We start from the raw sequence: 20701 nt of genomic DNA, 5'->3' as shown, positions 1-20701 counted from the left end.
AGGTCAGTCGCGGAACCGGAACTCGGGCATGAAGACCGTGGCGTACTTCTCGCCGGCGGCGCGCATGATCGAGAAGTCCGGCACGTAGACGCCCTGCGGCTCGTCGAGGTCGGTCTTCTGGCCGATCGCGTGGAAGAACCGCTCGAAGCCCGCCGTGCCGGCGCCGAACACCGTCGTGGTGTTCTCGATCTTGAATGCGTGGACGATGTTCGCCGGCACGAACGCGAAGTCGCCCGTGGTGAGCGTGGTCTTGCTGTGGTAGTCCGCCTGGTCGTCCATCCACACCGAGATCTCGCCGTCGACGACGTAGAAGAACTCGTGCGTCTTGAGGTGCGTATGGGCGGGGATGCGGTCGCCCTGACGCGCCTTCATCGTCCACGCGCCGTACTGGTCGTCCGTCTCGTCTCCCGAGACCAGGATCTCGAAGAGCTGGTCGAAGACGAGCGACTTCTCACCCTGCCCGTTGCCGATCACGTAGGGTTTCGGGGCCGCGGGCAGGATTCCGGCGAACGCGACCTTGTCGGGGTCGTCAGCGGCGAAAGTGGTCATGCTTACCTCCATGTAAGACAGCGGTGCCGTTAGGCAGACGGGAACATCGGGTCATTCCGATCGACCGTTCCAGATGCCTCAAGTCTCACGAGGTTCCGCACCCTGAGGAAGTTCGACATCCCTACCCGGCGTTAGCCTGAGGCTAAGATTCGAGCATGGACGTGCCTATCCACGTGATCCGGTATTTCTGCGTGCTCGCCGAGGAGCTGCACTTCGGTCGTGCGGCCGAGCGCCTCAGCATCACCCCGCCGTCGCTGAGCCAGCAGATCAGCCGGCTCGAGCAGCAGATCGGCGTCAAGCTGTTCGATCGAAGCCCCCGCAAGGTGGAGCTCACCGGCTACGGGCGCGACCTGCTGCCCCTCGCCCGCCGCGTGCAGGACGACCACGACCAGCTCCTCGCCTGGGCGCAATCGGTGCGCCGTGATCAGCGCACCCCGCTCCTGCGCGTCGGAGTGGTGGCCGCGGGCGCCGGCGCCCTGACGACGGCCGCGATCACCGCGACGATGCAGGCCATCCCGCAGGCGCGGATCGAGATGCGGCGGCTCGGATTCTTCGACGTCGCCTCCGAGCTGGAGGCCGGGCGGGTCGACGTCGTGTTCGCGCCGTCGCCGATGGTGCTGCCCCCGCGGATCCGCGTCGAGCCGCTGTGGCGAGAACCGCGGGTACTCGTCGTCCCCGCCGATCACGCCCTCGCCGAGCGGGAGTCGGTCACCATCGTCGAGACCAACGACGAGGTGTTCGTCGCGGTCGCGGGCGGCGTTCCCGAAGTCGTGAACTGGTGGATCGTCGACCCCCGCCCGGATGGATCGCGGCCCCGGCGGGGCCCGACCGCCGACAGCGTCGACGGACTCTTCGAGCTGGTCGCGGCCGGGGCGGGCGTCAACATCGCCGGGCAGTCGGCCTCGCGGCAGTACCGCCGTGACGAGCTCGCCTTCGTGCCGATCTCCGACATCGAGCCCGCGACGATCGTGCTGTGCAGCCTCAGCGATTCGCCGAACCCGATGGTCAGGACGTTCCGCGAGACGGCGCAGGAACTCTCACCCCTCGTCGACGCGACGCTTCACTGAGCCCTCGAGTCAGCCGACCGTTGATTTCGCATCTGCCCGCAGCCTCTGCCAGACCTCTCGACGGCGGGCCTGCTCGTCGGGATCGGGCACCGGCGAGGCGGCCATGAGGACGCGCGTGTAATCGCTCTGGGGGTTGCGGATGACGTCGGCCGTGGCTCCCTGCTCCATCACCTTTCCGCGGTAGAGCACGACGACCCTCTGGGCGAGGAATTCCACGACCGCCATGTCGTGGGCGATGAAGAGGTAGCCGAGATCGGCGCCCGTGCGCAGCTCGGCGAGAAGGTTCAGCACCTGCGCCTGCGTCGACAGGTCGAGGGCGCTCACCGCCTCGTCGCACACGACGAGGCGCGGATCCGTCACGAGGGCGCGCGCGATCGCGATCCGCTGCCGCTGCCCGCCGGAGAACTGCCGCGGGTAACGGTCGTACGAGCCGGCGGGAAGCCCCACCGATGCCAGGGCCTCGTTCGCGCGTCGCACGCGCTCCTCCCGCCCGACACCGGCCACCCGAAGCGGCTCTGTGAGGGCGTCGCCGATCACCCGGCGCGGGTTGAGCGACGAGAACGGGTCCTGGAACACCGCGCGCAGGTCTCCCTGCAGCGCACGACGCTCGGCGACGCTCGCGCGCGTGATGTCGCGCCCATCGAAGAGGATCTGCCCGTCGCTCACGGGCTGCAGGCCGAGGATCGCGCGGCCGATCGTCGTCTTTCCCGAACCGGACTCGCCGACGAGCCCCAGCGTCTCACCGCGGGCGATCGTGAATGAGACGTCCTCGACCGCAGCCGGGCCCTTCTTGCCGTAGCGCACGACGAGGTTGCGCACCTCGAGCAGCGGCGCATCCGCGGCTCGCACGCCGACGGAAACCGCGTCTGGGGCACTCATCGTCCTGCTCCTGTCGTCACGGGCAGACGCCATTCGTCTTGGCGCCCCTGCACCTCGTCTCTGCGGACACAGCGGACTCCGCCTTCACCCTGGACGCGCGGGTCGAGCGGCACCGTCACGAGGCACTCGTCGCGCGCGAAGCGGCAGCGCTGGGCGAAGCGGCACCCGGTCGTCCACGAACCCGGCAGCGGCACCTGACCGGGGATCGACGCGAGGCGCGCGGTCCCTTCGAGATCGAGGATCGCGTGCGGATCGGCCGCGAGCAGCGCCATGGTGTACGGGTGCTCGGGCCGCAGCAGCACATCGCGCACGGTGCCGGTCTCGACGATCTCGCCCGCGTACATCACCGACACGTCGTCGCAGATGTCGGCGACGACACCGAGGTCGTGGGTCACGATGATGATCGACATCCCGCGTTCCGCGATGAGCCCGCGCAGCAGCGCCAGGATCTCGGCCTGGATCGTGACGTCGAGGGCCGTCGTGGGCTCGTCGGCGACGAGCAGACTCGGCGTGCCGCTCAGGGCGAGGGCGATCGCGACGCGCTGGGCCATGCCGCCCGAGATCTGGTGTGGGTAGCTCTTCAGCACGCGCGGCGGATCGACGATGCCGACGTCGGTGAGCAGCTGGGAGGCGATCCCCTTGGCCTCGCCCCGTCCGACGCCGCGCAGTCGCCGGATCGCCGCTGCGAGCTGTGCGCCGACCGTGAACATGGGATCGAGCGCTCGCGTCGGCTCCTGCGAGATGAAGGCGATCTCGTGGCCGCGCACCCCCTGGAGGGTCTTCTCGGTGGCCCCGGCGAGATCCGCGCCCCGCCAGCCGATGCGACCCGAGCGCACCGAGAGTCCCGGTGCGAGAAGGCCGAGCAGGGCGTAGGACGTCACGCTCTTGCCGCAGCCCGATTCGCCGACGAGCCCCATGACGGTGCCCGGGCGGACCCGCATCGAGACGCCGGTCACGAGGGCGGGGCCGCCGTCGACACCGATCACGAGATCCTCGACGACCAGCCCGTGATCGTCGTTCGCGAGCCGCTCGTGGCTCGTCGATGCGCCCGGCGACGCCGGCCCGGAAGTCGGCCCCGACGCCGCGTCGGCGGGCAGATCGTCGAGGGCGATGACGTCGACCTGCGCTTCCGCGTCGCGCAGCGGGTCGGCGTTCGACCCGGGGTACGAGGCATCCGCCATCATGTCGAGGGATTCTGGGGCGGCATCGTCCGTCTGCTCCACGACGGGGAGATCGTCGGCGACGGCGGACGCGGCGACCTCGGTCGCGGGCGTGCGCCGCAGGCGGCGACGCAGGGCGACGAGCGGCGGCGGCACGGCCGTACCTCCCGCGAGCACGTCCGCGAGGGAGTTGGCGGCGATGAGCGTGAGCGCGAGGATGCCGCCGGTCGGGACCATCATCCAGGGCTGCTGGAAGATGAAGCGCGACGCCGTCTGGATCATGCCGCCCCACGTCGGCTCAGGCGGCTGGGGGCCGAGTCCGATGAACGCGAGGGCCGCCTGCATCCCGATGCCGACGCCGAAGAGCAGGACGAACTGCACGATGACGGTCGTCGACATGTTCGGCAGCACGTGGCGGATGCTGGCGCGCATCGGCCGAACACCGTCGATCGCGGCGGCCTCGACGTAGAGCTGCGTGTGCAGCGACTTCGCCTGGCCGAAGAAGATCTTGTACATCGCGCCGAACAGCAGCAGACCGAACGCCGCCATCACGAGCGGCATGTTGGTGCCGACCGCCGCGATGAAGGCCAGGATGATGACGGTTCCGGGCAGAGACAGGACGATCTCGCTGACCTGGTTCATCGCCCCTTCGCCGCGCCGGCTCCGAGCCGCCCACAGGGTGATGGGGATGGTGACCAGCACCGCGACGATCGGCACCACGAGTCCGATGAAGATCGTCGGGGCGGCGGCGGTCACCAGGCGCGAGAGGATGTCGCGGCCCAGCTCGTCCGTCCCGAGGAGGTGTGCGAGCGAGGGGCCCTGCAGCACGACGGAGAGGTCCTGCTCGAGCGGGCCGTACCGCAGCCACAGCGGCGAGGTGAGCGACGCGAGAACGAGCCCGACGAGCCAGATGATCGAGATGACGGCGGCCGGCGAGCGCAGCACGCGCAGGCGCAGCTTCCGCTCCGAGCGGCGGGGGCGGACGATCGAAGTCGTCGAGACGGTCATGAGGCACGCAGCTTCGGGTCGAGGGTCCGGTTGAGGAGTTCCAGCGCGACGTTCACGATCACGACCACGAGGGTCGCGACGAGCACGAGCGCCTGCACGAACGGGAGGTCGGCGGAGCCGACGGCGCTCTGCATGGCCTGACCGATGCCGGGCAGGGCGAAGAGCACCTCGATGACCACCGAGCCGCTGAACAGGACGATGAACATGACGGCCACGCTCGCGAGGATCGGGAGGCTCGCTCCGCGCAGCGCGTGGACGTAGATGATGCGGTTCGTCGGCGTGCCGACGGCGCGGAGGGTGCGGATGTGCTCCTGTGCGAGAGACTCCGACATCGAGGCCCGCGTCTGCCGGGCGATACCCGCGGCCGAGGTGATCGCGATCGTGAGGACGGGCAGCACGAGGGAGCGCGCCCACGCGGCCGGGTCGTTCGCGAACGGCACGAACCCGGTCGCGGGGAGCAGCCGCAGCTGGACGGCGAAGACGTAGACGAGCAGGACTCCGACCCAGAAGGCCGGGACGGAGAGCAGGATGCCGGAGGTCGCCGTGATCGCCTTGTCGACGGCTCCGCGGCGCACCGCCGCGACGACGCCCATCACGACGCCGATGAGCGCGGCGACGAGGGTGCCGAAGACGGCGAGCGCGGCGGTCACCGGGAGGCGCTTGGCGATGTCGGGACCGATGGGACGCCCGTCGATGAGCGACGTGCCGAGGTTGCCCTGCAGCACCTGCGCGACCCAGGCGAGGTACTGCTGGATCCAGGGGTCGTACCAGCCGATCGACTCGTTGTACGCGGCCACCTGCTCGGGCGTGGCCGACTGCCCGAGGGCGACGCCGCCGGGCGTCGACCCCGAGAGGTGGACGAGCATGAAGGCGATCCACGATGCGATCAGCAGCGTCACGATGCCCCAGGCGACGCGCTTCAGGATGAAGATGAGCATCAGAACTCTCCCTGACGGGCGGTGCCGACGACGCGGGTCGCCGGCACCGCCGTCGGATCAGGATGCGGGCTGGATCGTGGCCAGGATCGGGAAGGCCTCGGCGCCAGGGAACGTCGGCTCGGCGACCTTCTTCGCGTTGTACGCCCACGGCGCGAGCTGCTCGTACAGCGGGATGAGCCACCCCGAGTCGACGATCGCGCGGTTGAGGTCCTTGAGAGCCGCGGTCTGCGCCGCTTCGTCGCCGGTCGCCGCGCCGTACGCGCCGGCGGCGGCCTTGATCTCGGGGTTGTCCGCGCCGTGGAAGTTCGCGAAGCCGAACAGCACCCCGAACACGTTGCCGAGCGGGTTGGTCCACGTCAGCGGGAGCGGCCCGCCGAGCGGCTCGGTCTGCACGACGGCGAAGATCTCCTCGGTCGACGCGGCGTTCTTCAGCGTCATGTTGACGCCGATCGCCTCCCAGTAGGGCTGCAGCGCCTCGAGATCGCGCTGGCTGGCGGACGAGATCGTGAAGGTGAAGTCGAAGCCATCCGGGTACCCCGCTTCGGCGAGCAGGTCCTTGGCGGCGTCCGGGTCGTAGGCGTACTCCTCGTCGAGCTCGGGCAGGTAGCCCGGGTTGTCGGCGGGCAGCGCGTTCGCCGTCGGCAGTTCGCCCGGGTGGATCGCCGTGACGAACGCCTCGCGGTCGATCGCCATCGAGAGCGCTTGATAGACGCGCGGGTCTGCCCACTGCGGGCCGAGGGCGCCCGTCTTGTCGAAGGCCACGATGTTCTGCACGGTGCCGCCGTTGGCGACGAGCCCGACACCCGCGGACTCGACCTGCGCCTGCGTGTCGGCCGTGATGTAGGCCAGATCGACCTCGCCCGAGATCACCGCGTTGACGCGAGCCTGCGGGTCGAGGACGGGGCGGAACTCGTACGAGTCGAAGGGGTAGTCCGCGGCGGCGTCGCTGCCTTCCTTCTTGACGAGCAGGTACGAGTTGCCCTTCACCGTGGCGTCCTCGTCGACCGTGAGGGGTCCCGAGCCGTCCGGCGTCGTGTCGAGCGTGGAGCGGTCGGCAGCGCCGGTCGGCCCGACGATCGCCCCTGCGGGCAGCACGAGGTTCGCCTCGAATCCGGGCTGCGGCGCCGCGAACGTGAGCGTCACGGTGTCGTCGTCGACGACCGTCACGTCCGAGATCTCGTTCTGCCCGCCGGTCGCGAAGCCGTTGTACGCCGACAGATCCGGGTTGCCGCGCGCGTCGAGGTTCTCCTTCACGAGATCGGCGCTCAACGCCGTGCCGTCGTCGAAGGTCGCGCTGGTGTCGAGGTCCAGCGTGAGCTGGGTGTTGTCTTCGTTGTACTCGAACGAGGTGACGAGATCGGGGACGACCTGACCGTCCTCGTCGAGCAGGAACAGCGAGTCGTAGATCCCCTCGAAGAAGAAGCGCTGCCCGCTGCCGTAGCGGACGGGGTCGTACCCGAGCGCGGCCTGGTCGGAGTCGAGGCCGATGACGAGCTTCGACGTGTCGGCCGCACCGCCGGTCTGGCTGGGATCGCCGGCGCCGCTGCAGCCCGCGAGTGCGAGGGCTGATACGGCGACGGCCGCAATGACGGCGGCGCCACGTGCTGTGATGAGTCGGGACATCCTGATCTCCTGTGATCGGTGTGCTGCTGCGGACTTCGGTGTCGTGATCGCGATTCGGGATGCGATCTTTCGGTCAACAGTGACGAGCCGCGCGCGGTTTGGCCATTCGGATTCCACTGCGACGCGTTAGTCGCGGCCTAACGCGACCTCTTCTTCATGCTGCGTCAGATGAAACAAGCTTTCGGAGAATGAACAACTCGTGCATGATGGACGAGAGTTCAGAGAGGACCACTCATGCCCGCAGCATCCTTCCCCGCCGACTTCCTCTGGGGAGTCGCCACCGCCGGCCACCAGAACGAGGGCGACAACGTCACCAGCGACACCTGGTTCCTCGAGAACGTCACGCCGACCGTCTTCCAGGCGCGCTCGGGCAAGGCGACCAACGGCTGGGAACTGTGGGAGTCCGACCTCGACATCGTCGCCGGGCTGGGCCTGAACGCATACCGCTTCTCCGTCGAGTGGGCGCGCATCGAGCCTCTCGAGGGCGAGTTCTCCGACGAGGCGCTCGCGCACTACGAAGCCGTGATCGACGGATGCCTCGCCCGCGGCCTCGCGCCCATCGTGACGTTCAACCACTTCACGTCGCCGCACTGGTTCGCCGCCCGGGGCGCCTGGCTCGACCCGGAGGCGCCGGCGCTGTTCTCCCGCTACTGCGGCGTCGTCATGGACCGCTTCGGCGACCGCATCGCCCTCGCGATCACCTTCAACGAGCCCGACCTGCCCGAGATGCTCACGTGGGCGCACCTGCCCGAGTTCGTCGTCGAGCTGGAGCGCCAGACGCTCGAGGCGGCCGGTCGCGAGGCCGGCGTCGACAAGTACCGCGCCGGCAACGTCATGCTGCGCGAGGACTTCGCGGGCATGCGCGCGGGCATGACGGCGGGCCACCGCACGGCGAAGGCCGCGATCAAGGCCCGCCGGCCCCACCTGCCCGTCGGTCTGTCGCTCGCGATGGTCGACGACGTCGCCGGCCCCGGCGGCGAGGCCACGCGCGACCGCAAGCGCGCCGAGGTCTACGAGCACTGGCTCGAGCTCGCGCGGGACGACGACTTCGTCGGCGTGCAGAACTACGAGCGCATCGCCTACGGCCCCGATGGCCAGTTGCCGGCTGACCCCGACGCCAGCCTCAACGGCATGGGCACCACGGTCGAGCCCGACTCGCTGCGCGGTGCCGTCGAGTACGCCTACTCGGTCGCCCGCGTTCCGATCCTCGTCAGCGAGCACGGTGTCGGCACCCCGGACGACCGCATCCGTGCCGACTTCATCGAGCCGTCGCTCGAGGGCCTCGCGCAGGCGATCGCCGACGGCGTCCCGGTGCTCGGGTACTGCCACTGGACGCTCATGGACAACTTCGAGTGGATCTTCGGCTACGGCCCGCGGCTCGGTCTGCACGAGGTGGATCCCGAGACCTTCGCGCGCACCGAGAAGCCGAGCGCCGACGTCTACCGGCAGCTGGTCCGACGCTTCCGTGCCGGGAGCTGACCCGCGGTCGGCGCGCGCGTCGGCGAGCCAAGGGATTGGCGCCGAAACCGAGGGCGACGCCCCCGGTTTCGGCGCGAACGCCGTGGTTCGGCGTCGAGCTGTCGGCGCAGACGCCGGGCCGTGATCCTCAGTCCGAGATGAGGGTGCCGCCGTCGATCACGATGTTCTGGCCACTCACGAACGCGCCGGCGGGCGACGCCAGCCATACGACGGCACCGGCGACCTCCGCCGGCGTCCCGAAGCGACCGAGCGGCGTCTTCGCCAGGCGCACGGGGGCGGCGGACGGGTCGTCGGTGATCGGCCGCGCGAAGTCCGTCGCGATGACGCCGGGCGAGATCGCGTTCGCGCGGATGCCGCGCGAACCCCATTGCACGGCCAGATTGCGGGCGAGCTGGGCATTCGCGGCCTTCGTCACGCCGTAGCCCGACAGCAGGCGGTTCCCCCGAAGGCCCGAGAGGCTCGACATCACGATGAAGGCTCCCCCGCCGCCGTCGGCCACGACCGGCAGCGCGAGGTCGGCCAGCCGTGCGACCGAGCGCACGTGCAGATCGAACATGCGGTCGAGCCGCTCCATGGCGTCGGCGTCCGGGTCGTCGAGCGCGGCGCCGGCGTTCGCGACGACGGTGTCGAGCCGCCCGAATCGCTGCACCGCGGTGTCGACGAGGCCGGCGAGAGCCGCGGCATCCGTCACATCGCACGCGACGCCGATCGCGTCGGCGCCCTGGCCGACGAGGTCCGCCGCGGCGCGCTCGGGCTCCGAGGCAGCAAGACCCGCGAGGACCACGCGGGCACCCGCTGCGGCGAGCGCCTCGGCAGCCGCGTGCCCGATGCCGGTCGCGGCCCCCGTCACCACGGCGACCTGACCCGCGCACGAGAAGAGCCGCGCGGGTGCGAGCGGCGAGGATTCCATGTGCTCATCCTCGCGCGCGCGGCGCCGGCGCGGGTTCGGTGATTCCGATGCGCGGCATCAGCGGATGCCGGTTCCCGCCGGCGGCACGGCGGGCTAGCGTCGCGTCCATGACCAGGTATCCGGGGCTCGAAGGACGCACGATCGTCGTCACCGGGGCGGGAGGCGGCCAGGGTGCGGCGGAGGCGCGCGTACTCGCGGAAGCGGGAGCACGCGTCATCGCCACGGATGTCACGGCCGCCCCGGCCTCACCGATCGCCGGCGTCGAGTACCGGCGGCTCGACGTGTCGGACGAGCGCGACTGGGCCGCGCTCGCCGCCTCCCTCACGGAACTCCTCGACGGCGAACCTCTCCGCGGCCTCGTGAACAACGCCGGCATCACCCATCGCGCCCGGCTCGGCGCCGTCGAGCGTGCGGACTGGGATCGGGTGCTCGCGGTGAACCTCACCGGGCCGATGCTCGGCATCCAGGCGCTCGCTCCGCTGATGGGCCCGGGCTCGTCGATCGTCAACATCGGCTCGTCGGCGGCGCTCAATGCGCACTACCCCGTGGCGTACACGACTTCGAAATGGGGACTGCGCGGCCTCACCCATGTCGCGGCGACGGAGCTCGGGGCGCGTGGCATCCGTGTCAACGTCGTGCACCCCGGCTTCATCGAGACGCCGATGACCGCGAACGCACCCGAGGCGATGCGCGCGGCGCAGCTCGCCCTGACCCCGCTGGAACGCCTCGGGCAGGCGGACGAGGTCGCAGAGGCGGTCGCGTTCCTGCTGTCGGACGCCGCGTCGTATCTCACCGGAGCGGAGATCCCCGTCGACGGCGGTGCGACGTCGTCGGCCGGGGCCAAGTTCATGGCCGACCGCATCGCGGGGTCCTGACCCACCCGCAGAACTCCACGAATTCGAGGCTGCGGCAGGCGAGGGAGCGGTTCCTCACCCGCTGACCGACCAGATCAGTGGAGTTCTGCAGGGCGAGCGCCCGCGTCACGACCCGAGGGGCGTGCGGCCCTTCGCCCGCGCGGCGCGCTCGGCGCCCGCGAGGATCTCCGAGTTGAAGAACTCCTGCTGCAGAATCACCGCGCCGCCCTCCACGCGGATCAGGTGCACGAAGGACTGAGGGTAGGGCTCCCCGAGGAACCGCGCCTCGTCGACCATGCGACTCGTCACGAAGAACAGCCCGGGGTCGACGCAGTCGTGGATCACGAGGTCGGTGTGCACGACGTTCTCGAACATGCCGGCATTCGCGTGCGTGTTGGCGACGATGTCGTCGCGCCCCTCCCACCGCGTCTTGGGCAGCTCGGACGGTGCGAACGGCAGCTCCTTCACCCCGTCCGGGTGCCACAGGGCGATCCGCTCCGACGGGTTGTCGAGGTTCGAGGTGAAGAACGCCTCGACCACCGCGCGGTTCGCGGCGCGGGCCGCAGCATCCGTCATCGGGCGACCTCCTCGACCCGCGCGGCGTCCAGCTGCTCGACGAGCTTGCGGGCGCCGCGGACGGCGATCGCGACGCTCATGAGCGTCGGGTTCATCGTGTTGGCCGTCGGGATCAGGCCGTTCCCGCCGACGACGAGGTTGTCGTACCCCCAGACCCGCGAGTAAGGGTCCGCGACCGACGTGCCGTCGTCGGCCGACCCCATCCGCAGGGTGCCCATGTAGTGCAGGCTCGAGCCGTTCGGCAGCAGTCGTGGCTCGGCGACGAAGGCGCCGAGGGCGGCGCCCGCCCGGCGGACGCGCGCGGTGGCCTCGTCGAGCTCGGGCTGCTCGGCATCCGTCAGTGCGTACTCGATCGTCATGTTCGGGAAGCCGCGGTAGTCGAGCTCGCTGTCGTCGAAGGTGACGCCGTCCTCGACGCGCGGGTGCTTGCGCACGCCGTAGCCCATGTTCACGTAGCCCCAGCGGTTGCCCGCGGCGGGGTGCGAGGGGTCGAGCTGGAACGGCGGGTTCTCGGCGTACATCACCTGGAGCGAGAAGGGGTGCCCCGGCTCGGAGAACGGGATCCGGTTGACGGCCGCGACCGGGTCGGCCGCGTTCTGGGCGCGACGGGCGAGCTCGGCCTCGAACTCGCCGTCCGAGATCAGGGCGCTCATGCGCTCCTCGTCGAGGGCCACCGTCGTGATGACGACGTGGTGCTCGGTGAGGTAGCGCCCGAGAGCGCGGGGACGGATGCCGCTGGCCCAGAGCAGCTGCGGAGAGCGGAACGCGTCGGCGGCCACGACGACGACATCGGCGGGGAAGAACGAGACCTCTTTCGTGCGGAGATCCTCGATCGTGACTCCGGTGGCCACGCCGTCCTCGGTCTCGATGCGACGCACGAGCGTGAGGTCGCGCAGCTCGAACCGCGCCGACTCCGGGGTGCCGGCCTCGATGAGCGGCCCCAGGACCGTGTTCGCGCCGGCCCACACCATGGAGCCGTCGGGCTGCGGGTCTCCGGCGACCGGCAGGGTGCCCACGCCGTAGCCGGTGGGCAGCTCGGCGCCGAACTCGCCGTTCAGGAGCGACCGGATCGCCGTCCCGATGGCCGAATCCGCGAACGCCGCCTGCTGCGCGTGCAGCAGCCCCTCGGCCGTCGAGATCAGGTCCTCCCACTCGGCGTCGCCGATGAAGTCGACCTTCTCGCTGAAGGCCGGCCGCGGGATCGCGCAGGTCCAATGCGCGCCCTGGCCGCCGACGTTCGTCGCGGCGGCCGCCGCGGGGAAGGTGGCGGCGTGCGCGGATCCCGGCCCGCCGAAGTCGAGCAGGTGCGTCCCCTGCCGGGCCGTGAACATGCCCTCGACGACGACACCGGCGGGGATGCCGAGGCTCTCGCGGAACGCGCCCGACTGCGGCCCCTGCGACATCTCGCGGGCGCGGGCCTTCTCGTCGGGGTCGGCGATGTTGCGGACGCTCTCACCGGGGATCGCGGTGAGCTGCGGGCCGGCCTCGAACATCACGACGCGGGCGTCGGGGCTCGCCTCGAGGATGACGCGGGCGTACGCGGAGCCGATCGGGCCGGAGCCGACGATGGCGACGGTGGGGGTGGAAGACATGGGAGTACCTCTTCTGGTCACGCGGTGAGGGGTTCGGAACTGGGTGCCGGTGCGGGCTCGGACTCGTCCGAGAGGCGACCGGCCGGGAGGAGCACGGCGGCCACGACGCCGGCGGCGTAGGTGACGGCGAGCGCCGCGAACACGGGAGCGAAGATGCCGCTGTAGATCCCGGCGACCTGGCTCTGCACGGCGGCGGACGCTTCGTGCACGAACTGCGGTGTCAGCGTCGCGGCATCGAGGGAGGACGGGAGGAGTGCCGCGACGCCGAAGCCGATGACTCCGCCGATGATCGCGGTCGCGACGGTCGAGCCGACCTGTCGCACGAGGTTCACCGTCGCCGTCATGCTGCCGGTGTCGCGACGCGGCGCCGCGCTCTGCACGACCGCGATGACGAGACTCATGAAGGCGCCGGTCCCGACCCCGACGACGGCCATGAGGATCATCGGCACCCACAGCGGCAGGCCCACCGGAAGGACCGACATGGCGAAGAGCCCGGCGGTGCTCAGCGCGGTGCCCGCGATGCAGTAGACGCGGTAGTGGCCGGTGCGGCTCACGAGCCACCCGGTCGCGAGATTGCTCACCAGCATCCCGAACACGGTCGCGATGGGCACGAGACCCGACACCGTCGCGCTCGTGCGGTAGGCCATCTGGATGTACGTGGGCAGATACGCCGTGATCGAGAACAGGCCGATGCCGATGATCGCCGACAGCACCGTGCCGACCGCGATGGTCCGGTCGGCGAAGAGTCGCAGGGGAACCAGCGGTTCGGGCGCCCGCAGCTCGATGAGGAAGAACGCGGCGAACGCCATGCCCGCCACGGCGAAGGAGACGACGGATGCTGCCGCCAGCGCGGGATCGCCGATCCACGTCACCGCGAGCACCAGAGCGACCATCGCGATCGCGAACGAGACGGAGCCGCCGACATCGAACCGGCGCCGGCCGAAGCCCGGCAGGTGCGGCACCGCGACGAGGGCGAGCAGGAGCGCGGCGACGCCGAACGGGATGTTGATCCAGAACACCCACTGCCAGCCCCAGTAGTCCGTGATGAGGCCGCCGAGCACGGGGCCGACGAGGATCGCGACGGGGAAGGCGGCGCCGATGATGGCGAGATACCTCGGCCGCTCGCGCGGGGTGGTCACCCGGGCGACGATCGTCTGCGACATGAGGTGCAGGCCCGCCGAGCTCATACCCTGCACGACGCGCGCGCCGATGAGCTGCGGCATGTCCTGCGCGAAGCCGCAGGCGAGCGACGCCACGAGGAACAGCACCAGGGACACCAGGAACACGGCGCGCGGTCCCACCGCGTCCCCGAGCTTTCCGAGGACCGGCAGCAGCACGGTACTCGCCAGGGTGTAGCCGACGACGACCCACCCCATCTGGGCGAGGGCTCCGAGTTCTCCTGCGACGGTCGCGAGGGAGGTCGACACGATCGTGTGGTCGAGGGCTCCGAGGATCGCGACCGTCAGGAGGGAGACGATCAGGAGGCGAAGCCTCCACGGTGACATGCTCATACGCGTTCTGGCCCGTACGACCGGGCGATCGACGCGACGGGGTGTGCCCCTGGGCGGCCTCGCCACAGGGAACGGGCCTGCGTGGGCCCCGACGTCACTGTCGATTCTAGCCACTCTTCGGTCGTAAATCAACATAAGCCAGCGCCCACCCTGGCGCGCCTGGCGTCGAAACCGGGGACTCACGACGAGACCGAGGACGTCGCCCTGGGTCTCGTGCGGGATCCCCTGTCTCGGCAGCTCGTTCGGCGCAGGGCGCTACCGCTGCCTCGTGCGCGGGCGCGGGCGCGCCGCGGGCAGTGCGGGCGTGGGCACCGCCGCTCCCACCGTCCCGACGAGCTCGCCGATGCCCTCGACGGTCATGCGCACCTCGTCGCCCTCGCGCAGGGCGGGGATGGTCGAGCCTCTCCCCCACAGCTCGCCGAGGCATCCGCCGTTGCCGACCGTGCCGCTGCCCAGCACGTCCCCCGGCACGACCCGGGAGTTGCGCGAGGCGTACGCGACCAGCTCGGCGAACGGCCAGCCCATGTTCGACACGAGATCCTCACCGACGAGCTCGCCGTTGATGCGCACCTCGGCGCGGATCGCGAGGAAGCCGTCGGCGTCGACGTACTGCTCCAGTTCGTCGGCCGTCACGATCCACGGGCCGAGGCTGGTGCCGAAATCCTTGCCCTTCGCCGGCCCCAGTCGCACCTTCATCTCGCGGGATTGGATGTCGCGGGCCGACCAGTCGTTCATGATCGTGTAGCCGAAGATGCGGGAGGCCGCCTCCGCCGCCGTCAGGTTCGCCTCGCCGACCCCGGGTGCGTTGCCGACGACGACGGCGACCTCCAGCTCGAAGTCGAGGCGCTCGGTGACCGGCGGGGCGACGGGCTCGCCGGGGCCGAGGATCGTGTGCGGGTTCGTGAAGTAGAACGTCGGCGCCTGGTACCACTCCGGCACGACCTCGCTCTTGCCGTCCACCGACGCGCTCACGCCCTCGACGTGCTCTTCGAACGCGACGAAGTCACGGACGGATGCCGGGACCACCGGTGCCAGCAGCCGCACCTCGGCGAGCGCTGTGCCGGACTCGCCCTCCACCCGGCCGAAGGCTGCGTGCGCAGCATCCAATCCCCCGGCGAGGATGTCGGCGACCGTCTGGCCGTCGGGGAATGCGATGACGCGATCGCCGACGACGAAGCCCTCGCCGACGACGAACCCCTCGACAGGCTCGGGGACCGGGGAGCGGCGGTCGGTCCAGCGCGCGATCCTCATGCGGAGACCTTCGTGCGCAGCAGCTCGTCGGCGTTGCCGGCGAGGATGCGGTCGGTGATCTCGACCGGAAGGCCGGCCGAGCGCACGAACGCGACCGGGTCGTCGAGCCCCATGTCGAACGGGAAGTCGCTGCCGAGCACGACGCGCGAACCGCCCGCGACCTCGACGAGGTGCCGCACGGCGATGGGGTCGTGCACGACGGTGTCGAACCACAGCTTCTTCAGGTAGCTCGATGGCTCGTGCGCGCAGCGGCGCGCCTCGGGGCGCACCCGCCACGCGCGGTCGGAGCGGCCGATCGCGAACGGCAGGTAGCCGCCGCCGTGCGCGACGACGACCTTGAGCCCCGGATGCCGGTCGAGCACGCCCGCGAAGATCAGGTGCGACAGCGCCACGGCGTTCTCGGTCGGCTGCCCGACCGTGTTCGAGAGGTAGAAGCGGTCCAGGCGCTCGTCGAGGCTGCAGCCGAACGGGTGCAGGAAGATCACGCAGCCGAGCTCGGCAGCGCGCGCCCAGAACGGCTCCAGCCTCTCGTCGGACAGTTCCACATCGCCGGCGAACGACGAGATCTCGACGCCGGCGAGACCGCGGCCGAGCACCGCGTCGTCGAGGTACTCCACGAGATGCGCAGGGTGCTGCAGCGGCACCACGCCGAGGCCGATGAGGCGCTCGGGCGCCTGGGCGACGTGCTCGGCGATGAGCCGGTTCGTCTCCCCCGCGACCCAGCCCGACAGCCCCTCGTTCGCCCACGGATAGAAGTGGTTCGGCGAGACGCTGACCCACTGCCGATCGACGCCCTGCTCGTCCATCGCGGCCAGTCGCGCGTGCACGTCGGTGAGCTTCGGGATGCGGGCGCCGATCATCGCGCCCGAGGCCTGCAGGCTCTCGACGCCGTTGCGCCGGCGCTCGAGATCGGCGGCCGCGGCCACGTCCTCGGGCGCTCGGCGCTCGACCTCGGCATGCAGCGCCGGCAGCAGCAGGTGTGCGTGGACGTCTACAACCGGCAGCCGGTCGCCGCTGACCGAAGGGAGCTCAGTCATGCCGGAACCGCCATCTGGTGGGCGACGCCGAACATGAGCCCGGCGACGTCGGCGTCCCGCACGCCGTCGAGCTGCCACTGGCCGAGCTGGACGGATGCCTCGACCACGGCCTTCGCGCGCGGCAGCCGGCGTGCGTGGAACTCGTCCCACAGCGCTGCGTCGACCGCGTCGCGTCCGGCCAGCAGCTCGGTGAGCACCAGCGCGTCTTCGAGGCCCTGCGCCGCGCCCTGCGCGATCGTCGGAGGGCATGAGTGCGCGGCGTCGCCGATGAGCACGACGCGGCCGCGGTTCCACGACCCCTCGACGATGTGCTTGGTGAACCACGTGTAGTTCGCGTGCGCACCGCCCTCGAGGTCGGCGCGGATCGAGTTCCACGGACCGTCGTAGGCGCGCGACTCCTCGAGCATGATGCGGGTGGCGTCCGCGTCGGAGATGTCGAAGCGGTCCTGCGCCTTCTCGACGAGGAAGGCGTACATGGTGTCGTCGCCCGTCGGCGTGTAGCCCGCGATGTACACGGGGCCGCCGTAGTAGAGCTCGCTGCGGACGACCTCGGCGGGCCGCGAGACGAACGAGCGCCAGATGCCCATGCCGGTCGGCTCGGGCTTGGTCTCGATGCCGATGAGCCCGCGGACGGCCGAGTTCAGGCCGTCGGCGCCGACGAGCAGGTCATACGTGCCGACGGAGGCGCCGTCGGCGAAGACCTCGACGCCGTCGCCGCTCTGCTCGAGACCTGTGACCTTGGTTCCGAAGCGGACGTTCGCACCCGCCTTCTGCGCGTGGTCGAGGAGGATGCGGGCCAATGCGGGCCGCGGCATCCCCATCGCCGCCGGGTAGTCGGGTCCCCCGGTCTTGACGTCCGGAAGCTCGGCGACGATCGGCGCCCCCGGCCCGGGCGCGCGCAGGTTGAGCCCCTCGAAGGGGTAGCCGGCGGCGCGGATGTCGTCCCACGCGCCGAGCGCGTCGAACACGCGCAGGGCGTTGCCCTGCAGCGAGATGCCGGATCCGAGCGCGCTGAGCTCGGGCTTCGCCTCGAAGACGTCGACCTCGACGCCCGCCTTGGCGAGCTGGATGGCGGCGGCGAGTCCGCTGACGCCGCTCCCGGCGATCGCGACCTTGTTGACTGCGGTCATGTCAGAACCTCTCTGTTCTTCGTGTTCGGGGGGGGATTAGAGAATCGCGACGGGGTTGATCGGCGAGCCGACCGCCCCCGTGATCGGCAGCGGTGCCGCCGACAGCAGGAAGTCCCAGCGCCCGCGCGCAGCGCACGCGTCGGCGAGGGCGTCGAGATTCCACATCTCGCCGATCGTGAGTCCCATGTTCGGGATCACGACCTGGTGCAGCGGCTGGAACGCCGGCGAGTCGAACTCGTTGGGCCGCACTTCGAAGCCCCACGTGTCGGTGGCGATCGCGGCGATCTCGGTGCGATGCAGCCACCCGGCCGTGGTGAGCGAGAGGCCGGGTGCGGGTCCGCCGGCGTACTCTCCCCAGCCGTCGCGGCGGGTGCGGGCGTACTGGCCGGTGCGCACCAGCACGATGTCGCCGCGGCCGACCCGGCTCGAGGCGCCCTGCGCGGCGATGGTCGCCTCGAGGTCGGCGACGGTGATCGCGTAGCCGTCCTCGAGTTCGCCGGTCTCGGGCGCGAGATGACGGCCCACGTCGAGCAGCACACCTCGCGAGACGATGACGGATGCCGCGTGCTCGATGCCCGTGACCAGGTCGCCGTCGCTCGTGACGACGTCGCCCGCGCGCCGGCCGTTCCAGGCATTGCCGTGGTCGAAGATGTGGCCGAGCCCGTCCCACTGGGTGGAGCACTGCAGCGGCATCGCGATCACGTCGTCGGCGCCGCCGATCCCGTGCGGGAAGCCCTGCTTGCCGCGCTCGGCGTCGGTGCCGGTGTCGGTCATCGTGTGCACCGGGTTGGTGCGCCGGCGCCACCCCTTCTGCGGGCCGTTCGTGTCGAACGCCTGCGCGAGCGAGATCACCTCGCCATCCTGCACGAGGGCGGCGGCCTCGACGCGCTTGGCGGCGTCGATGAGGTTGAGCGTGCCGAGCACGTCGTCCTCACCCCAGCGGCCCCAATTGCGGAACGCCTCGGCGCGCGCGGCGATCTCGGCCGCGGGGTCGGTGCGGTCGAGGTCGCCGGGGTTCTCGCTCGGCGCGCTCATACCGCCGGTCCTTCCGCGAGGCAGCGGACCACCTGCGTCCCGAGGCCCGAGATGGATCCCGTCATGACGTCGCCGTCCCGCAGGAACCTCTTCCAGTGCTGGCCGTTCCCGGGAGGGCTTCCGGTGAGGAGCAGGTCGCCGGGCAGCAGCGCCGTCGTCTGCGACGCGGCGGAGATGAGCGCCGGGATGTCGAAGAGGAGGTCGCTCGTCGATCCGTTCTGCATCGTGTCGCCGTTGAGATCGAGTCGCACCGTGAGGTCCTCCCCCGCCACGAAAGGCGCCGGCACCAGGAAGGGACCGGTCGGAAGGAAGCCGGGGGCGTTCTTGGAGCGGAACCAGTCCGTGCCGATCTCCTTCATGTCCTTGCGGAAGACGAGATCGCGCGTCGTCACGTCGTTGACGATCGTGTAGCCGGCGACGTGGCGCAGCGCGTCCTCGCGAGAGACGCGGAACGCTTGGGTGCCGATCACGACGGCGAGCTCGAGCTCCCAGTCGTGCACCTCGCTGTAGCCGGGCAGCACGAGCGGCACGTCGTCGCCGACGACGACGGTGGGCAGCCCGAGGAAGAAGTACGGCTCGCCGTTCGCACGGCGGTCGTCCATCATCTTGGCCGCGAACTCGCGCGCCTCCTCCGGCGAGCGGGACGAGTCCTGCGTGAGGCCCGCCACGACCAGCTCGATGACGTGCTCGCGATAGTTCGCGCCCGCCTGCACCACCTGGCGCGGCTCGACCGGGGCGGTGAGCACGACCTCGGCCAGCGGCATCCACCCCCTGTCGTGTGAGGCGAGCGCGCGGAGGCGGTCCCAATCGGGATGCGCCAGGAAGGCGTTGAGGCCGGCGGCGCCGAGCTCGTCATCCGAGACCGCGCTGATGCGGTCGCCGGCGACGAGCCCGAGACGCACGGAATCGCCGTCGCGGAAGCGCGCGAGGGCGAAAGGGGCGGTCAGTCCGTGTGACGACGTCGTCATGTTCTCTCCAGATCCGTGGTTCGGAACGTGGTGCGAGGGTGGGGACGCCTCCGCGGCATCCCCACCCTCGAGCCTGTCAGCCCTGGCCGTGCTTGGCGTACGGGTTCAGCAGGGCGTCCTTGATCTCATCCGGAACGCCCTCCTCCGTCGCGGACGGACCGTCGGCGGGCGGGAACGACTCGGTCATCGACATCGGCATCGCGCTGTTGCGGTAGAAGTTGTTCGACCCCTGCGACGGCTTCCACGTGTTGGCCTCCCAGTCGGGCACGTAGTTGCGGTAGCCGCCGGTGTTGAGCTCGATGCGCAGGCTCGAGGGCTCGCGGTAGTAGAGGAAGTTCTGCTCGCCGATGCCGTGGATCGACGGGCCGTACTCGATCGGGTAGCCGTTCTCGCCGAGGACGTCGGCCGCGATGAGCAGCTCCTCGCGGGTGTCGACCCAGAAGGCGTAGTGGTTCACGCGGCCGGCGCGGGTCGAGCCGTCGAGGACGACGCCCAGGTCGTGCGACTTCTCGTTCGTCGTGAGCACCGAGAACACCGAGATCGGCGCTTCGTCGAGCTGCGTGCGCGCCATGAAGCGGAAGCCGAGCACGTCGACGTACCACTGGACGAACGCGTCGACGTCGCTGGTCGCGATCGTGACGTGGTCGAGCTGGCGCGGGGCGCCTGCGACCTTGCTGCGACGCGAGGGACGGTCGGGGTAGATCGACGCGGCGTCGCCCTCGGTGTCGTGGTGGCGCGTGACGTCCCAGTGCAGGGTCAGCGTGTGGCCCCACGGGCCGGTGAACTGGTAGGCACGGCCGATCTTGTGGACGTCGATCCACTCGCCCTGGATGCCGGCGGCCTCGACGCGCTTCGCGGCCTCCTCCAGCGCCTCGGGGCTCGACGTGCGCCACGCGGCGGTCACGAGACCCGGCTCGTCGCCCGGCACGACCACGACCGAGTAGGCGTAGTAGTCGCCCCAGCAGCGGAGGTAGACGGCGCCGTCGACGCGGTCGACGACCGTGAGGCCGACCTGCTTCACGTAGAAGTCGACGGATGCGTCGACATCCGGCGACGTGATGGCCACATACGACAGATGCGACAGAAGCTTGATCATCTTCGATCCCTTTCGGTGAGTCATCGGGGTGATCCCGT

At 70.6% G+C, this 20701-nt stretch carries 18 protein-coding genes; 3 read left to right on the top strand and 15 right to left on the bottom strand.

All coding sequences use genetic code 11. The features are described from left to right. Positions 1-3 precede the first annotated feature (3 nt). Positions 4-549 (bottom strand): quercetin 2,3-dioxygenase, encoded by a 546-nt coding sequence (locus ACFC1K_RS03995; RefSeq protein ID WP_310286293.1) that lies wholly within the window; start codon positions 547-549, stop codon positions 4-6. Between the two features lie 155 nt (positions 550-704). Between ACFC1K_RS03995 and ACFC1K_RS03990 the strand changes: the two genes are divergently transcribed. Then, positions 705-1616: a LysR family transcriptional regulator gene (locus tag ACFC1K_RS03990; protein WP_375870535.1), complete on the top strand. Its 912-nt coding sequence runs from the start codon at positions 705-707 to the stop codon at positions 1614-1616. Between the two features lie 9 nt (positions 1617-1625). On the opposite strand, the gene ACFC1K_RS03985 is transcribed toward ACFC1K_RS03990, so the two are convergent. Genes ACFC1K_RS03985 through ACFC1K_RS03970 form a run of 4 tightly spaced genes read right to left on the bottom strand, consistent with a single transcriptional unit; the run spans position 1626 to position 7224 of the window. Beyond that, positions 1626-2495, bottom strand: a complete 870-nt coding sequence (locus ACFC1K_RS03985) for an ATP-binding cassette domain-containing protein (RefSeq protein ID WP_375870534.1) — start codon at positions 2493-2495, stop codon at positions 1626-1628. Beyond that, complete coding sequence (locus tag ACFC1K_RS03980; protein WP_375870533.1) at positions 2492-4663, bottom strand: dipeptide/oligopeptide/nickel ABC transporter permease/ATP-binding protein; 2172 nt, start codon at positions 4661-4663, stop codon at positions 2492-2494. Before ACFC1K_RS03980 ends, ACFC1K_RS03985 begins: the two co-directional genes overlap by 4 nt. Beyond that, on the bottom strand, positions 4660-5601 hold the full coding sequence (locus ACFC1K_RS03975) for an ABC transporter permease (protein ID WP_375870532.1): 942 nt from the start codon (positions 5599-5601) through the stop codon (positions 4660-4662). The genes ACFC1K_RS03980 and ACFC1K_RS03975 overlap by 4 nt, the downstream gene beginning before the upstream one ends. Before the next feature lie 57 nt (positions 5602-5658). Continuing rightward, a complete protein-coding gene (locus ACFC1K_RS03970) occupies positions 5659-7224 on the bottom strand; it encodes an ABC transporter substrate-binding protein (protein ID WP_375870531.1) in 1566 nt (521 codons plus the stop codon). Positions 7225-7458: 234 nt separating this feature from the next. On the opposite strand from ACFC1K_RS03970, the gene ACFC1K_RS03965 reads away from it, so the two are divergent. Then, on the top strand, positions 7459-8703 hold the full coding sequence (locus ACFC1K_RS03965; RefSeq protein ID WP_375870530.1) for a glycoside hydrolase family 1 protein: 1245 nt from the start codon (positions 7459-7461) through the stop codon (positions 8701-8703). Between the two features lie 127 nt (positions 8704-8830). Here the strand turns inward: ACFC1K_RS03965 and ACFC1K_RS03960 are convergent, their stop codons facing one another. Beyond that, on the bottom strand, positions 8831-9613 hold the full coding sequence (locus ACFC1K_RS03960) for an SDR family NAD(P)-dependent oxidoreductase (RefSeq protein WP_375870529.1): 783 nt from the start codon (positions 9611-9613) through the stop codon (positions 8831-8833). Positions 9614-9720: 107 nt separating this feature from the next. On the opposite strand from ACFC1K_RS03960, the gene ACFC1K_RS03955 reads away from it, so the two are divergent. Then, positions 9721-10488, top strand: a complete 768-nt coding sequence (locus ACFC1K_RS03955; RefSeq protein WP_375870528.1) for an SDR family NAD(P)-dependent oxidoreductase — start codon at positions 9721-9723, stop codon at positions 10486-10488. A 105-nt stretch (positions 10489-10593) separates the two neighbouring features. Here ACFC1K_RS03955 and ACFC1K_RS03950 read toward each other — a convergent pair whose 3' ends face one another. From ACFC1K_RS03950 to ACFC1K_RS03910, 9 genes are all read right to left on the bottom strand, one after another. Further along, positions 10594-11043, bottom strand: coding sequence for a nuclear transport factor 2 family protein (locus tag ACFC1K_RS03950; RefSeq protein ID WP_375870527.1), 450 nt, complete (start codon positions 11041-11043; stop codon positions 10594-10596). Beyond that, positions 11040-12635 (bottom strand): GMC oxidoreductase, encoded by a 1596-nt coding sequence (locus ACFC1K_RS03945; protein ID WP_375870526.1) that lies wholly within the window; start codon positions 12633-12635, stop codon positions 11040-11042. Before ACFC1K_RS03945 ends, ACFC1K_RS03950 begins: the two co-directional genes overlap by 4 nt. A 17-nt stretch (positions 12636-12652) precedes the next feature. Further along, a complete protein-coding gene (locus ACFC1K_RS03940; RefSeq protein WP_375870525.1) occupies positions 12653-14140 on the bottom strand; it encodes an MFS transporter in 1488 nt (495 codons plus the stop codon). 261 nt (positions 14141-14401) lie between these two features. Continuing rightward, a complete protein-coding gene (locus ACFC1K_RS03935; protein ID WP_375870524.1) occupies positions 14402-15397 on the bottom strand; it encodes a fumarylacetoacetate hydrolase family protein in 996 nt (331 codons plus the stop codon). Then, positions 15394-16434: an amidohydrolase family protein gene (locus ACFC1K_RS03930; protein ID WP_375870523.1), complete on the bottom strand. Its 1041-nt coding sequence runs from the start codon at positions 16432-16434 to the stop codon at positions 15394-15396. Before ACFC1K_RS03930 ends, ACFC1K_RS03935 begins: the two co-directional genes overlap by 4 nt. Then, positions 16431-17564, bottom strand: coding sequence for an FAD-dependent oxidoreductase (locus ACFC1K_RS03925; protein WP_375870522.1), 1134 nt, complete (start codon positions 17562-17564; stop codon positions 16431-16433). The genes ACFC1K_RS03930 and ACFC1K_RS03925 overlap by 4 nt, the downstream gene beginning before the upstream one ends. A gap of 36 nt (positions 17565-17600) precedes the next feature. Next, on the bottom strand, positions 17601-18599 hold the full coding sequence (locus tag ACFC1K_RS03920) for a cyclase family protein (RefSeq protein WP_375870521.1): 999 nt from the start codon (positions 18597-18599) through the stop codon (positions 17601-17603). Further along, complete coding sequence (locus ACFC1K_RS03915) at positions 18596-19567, bottom strand: fumarylacetoacetate hydrolase family protein (protein ID WP_375870520.1); 972 nt, start codon at positions 19565-19567, stop codon at positions 18596-18598. The genes ACFC1K_RS03920 and ACFC1K_RS03915 overlap by 4 nt, the downstream gene beginning before the upstream one ends. 76 nt (positions 19568-19643) lie before the next feature. Next, entirely contained in the window at positions 19644-20663 is a 1020-nt protein-coding gene (locus ACFC1K_RS03910) for a VOC family protein (RefSeq protein WP_310286313.1), read from the bottom strand. Positions 20664-20701: the final 38 nt, after the last annotated feature.

The sequence above is a fragment of the Microbacterium sp. NPDC056057 genome (assembly GCF_042266945.1).
GTDB lineage: Bacteria > Actinomycetota > Actinomycetes > Actinomycetales > Microbacteriaceae > Microbacterium > Microbacterium trichothecenolyticum_C.
The sequence above is the reverse complement of the archived record's forward strand: the minus strand, read 5'-3'. Positions and strand labels throughout refer to the sequence as shown.

Bases quoted from the DNA above. Each gene is read 5' to 3' on its own strand.
- ACFC1K_RS03995 (WP_310286293.1), bottom strand. From the start codon at position 549: ATGACCACTTTCGCCGCTGACGACCCCGACAAGGTCGCGTTCGCCGGA.
- ACFC1K_RS03990 (WP_375870535.1), top strand. From the start codon at position 705: ATGGACGTGCCTATCCACGTGATCCGGTATTTCTGCGTGCTCGCCGAG.
- ACFC1K_RS03985 (WP_375870534.1), bottom strand. From the start codon at position 2,495: ATGAGTGCCCCAGACGCGGTTTCCGTCGGCGTGCGAGCCGCGGATGCG.
- ACFC1K_RS03980 (WP_375870533.1), bottom strand. From the start codon at position 4,663: ATGACCGTCTCGACGACTTCGATCGTCCGCCCCCGCCGCTCGGAGCGG.
- ACFC1K_RS03975 (WP_375870532.1), bottom strand. From the start codon at position 5,601: ATGCTCATCTTCATCCTGAAGCGCGTCGCCTGGGGCATCGTGACGCTG.
- ACFC1K_RS03970 (WP_375870531.1), bottom strand. From the start codon at position 7,224: ATGTCCCGACTCATCACAGCACGTGGCGCCGCCGTCATTGCGGCCGTC.
- ACFC1K_RS03965 (WP_375870530.1), top strand. From the start codon at position 7,459: ATGCCCGCAGCATCCTTCCCCGCCGACTTCCTCTGGGGAGTCGCCACC.
- ACFC1K_RS03960 (WP_375870529.1), bottom strand. From the start codon at position 9,613: ATGGAATCCTCGCCGCTCGCACCCGCGCGGCTCTTCTCGTGCGCGGGT.
- ACFC1K_RS03955 (WP_375870528.1), top strand. From the start codon at position 9,721: ATGACCAGGTATCCGGGGCTCGAAGGACGCACGATCGTCGTCACCGGG.
- ACFC1K_RS03950 (WP_375870527.1), bottom strand. From the start codon at position 11,043: ATGACGGATGCTGCGGCCCGCGCCGCGAACCGCGCGGTGGTCGAGGCG.
- ACFC1K_RS03945 (WP_375870526.1), bottom strand. From the start codon at position 12,635: ATGTCTTCCACCCCCACCGTCGCCATCGTCGGCTCCGGCCCGATCGGC.
- ACFC1K_RS03940 (WP_375870525.1), bottom strand. From the start codon at position 14,140: ATGTCACCGTGGAGGCTTCGCCTCCTGATCGTCTCCCTCCTGACGGTC.
- ACFC1K_RS03935 (WP_375870524.1), bottom strand. From the start codon at position 15,397: ATGAGGATCGCGCGCTGGACCGACCGCCGCTCCCCGGTCCCCGAGCCT.
- ACFC1K_RS03930 (WP_375870523.1), bottom strand. From the start codon at position 16,434: ATGACTGAGCTCCCTTCGGTCAGCGGCGACCGGCTGCCGGTTGTAGAC.
- ACFC1K_RS03925 (WP_375870522.1), bottom strand. From the start codon at position 17,564: ATGACCGCAGTCAACAAGGTCGCGATCGCCGGGAGCGGCGTCAGCGGA.
- ACFC1K_RS03920 (WP_375870521.1), bottom strand. From the start codon at position 18,599: ATGAGCGCGCCGAGCGAGAACCCCGGCGACCTCGACCGCACCGACCCC.
- ACFC1K_RS03915 (WP_375870520.1), bottom strand. From the start codon at position 19,567: ATGACGACGTCGTCACACGGACTGACCGCCCCTTTCGCCCTCGCGCGC.
- ACFC1K_RS03910 (WP_310286313.1), bottom strand. From the start codon at position 20,663: ATGATCAAGCTTCTGTCGCATCTGTCGTATGTGGCCATCACGTCGCCG.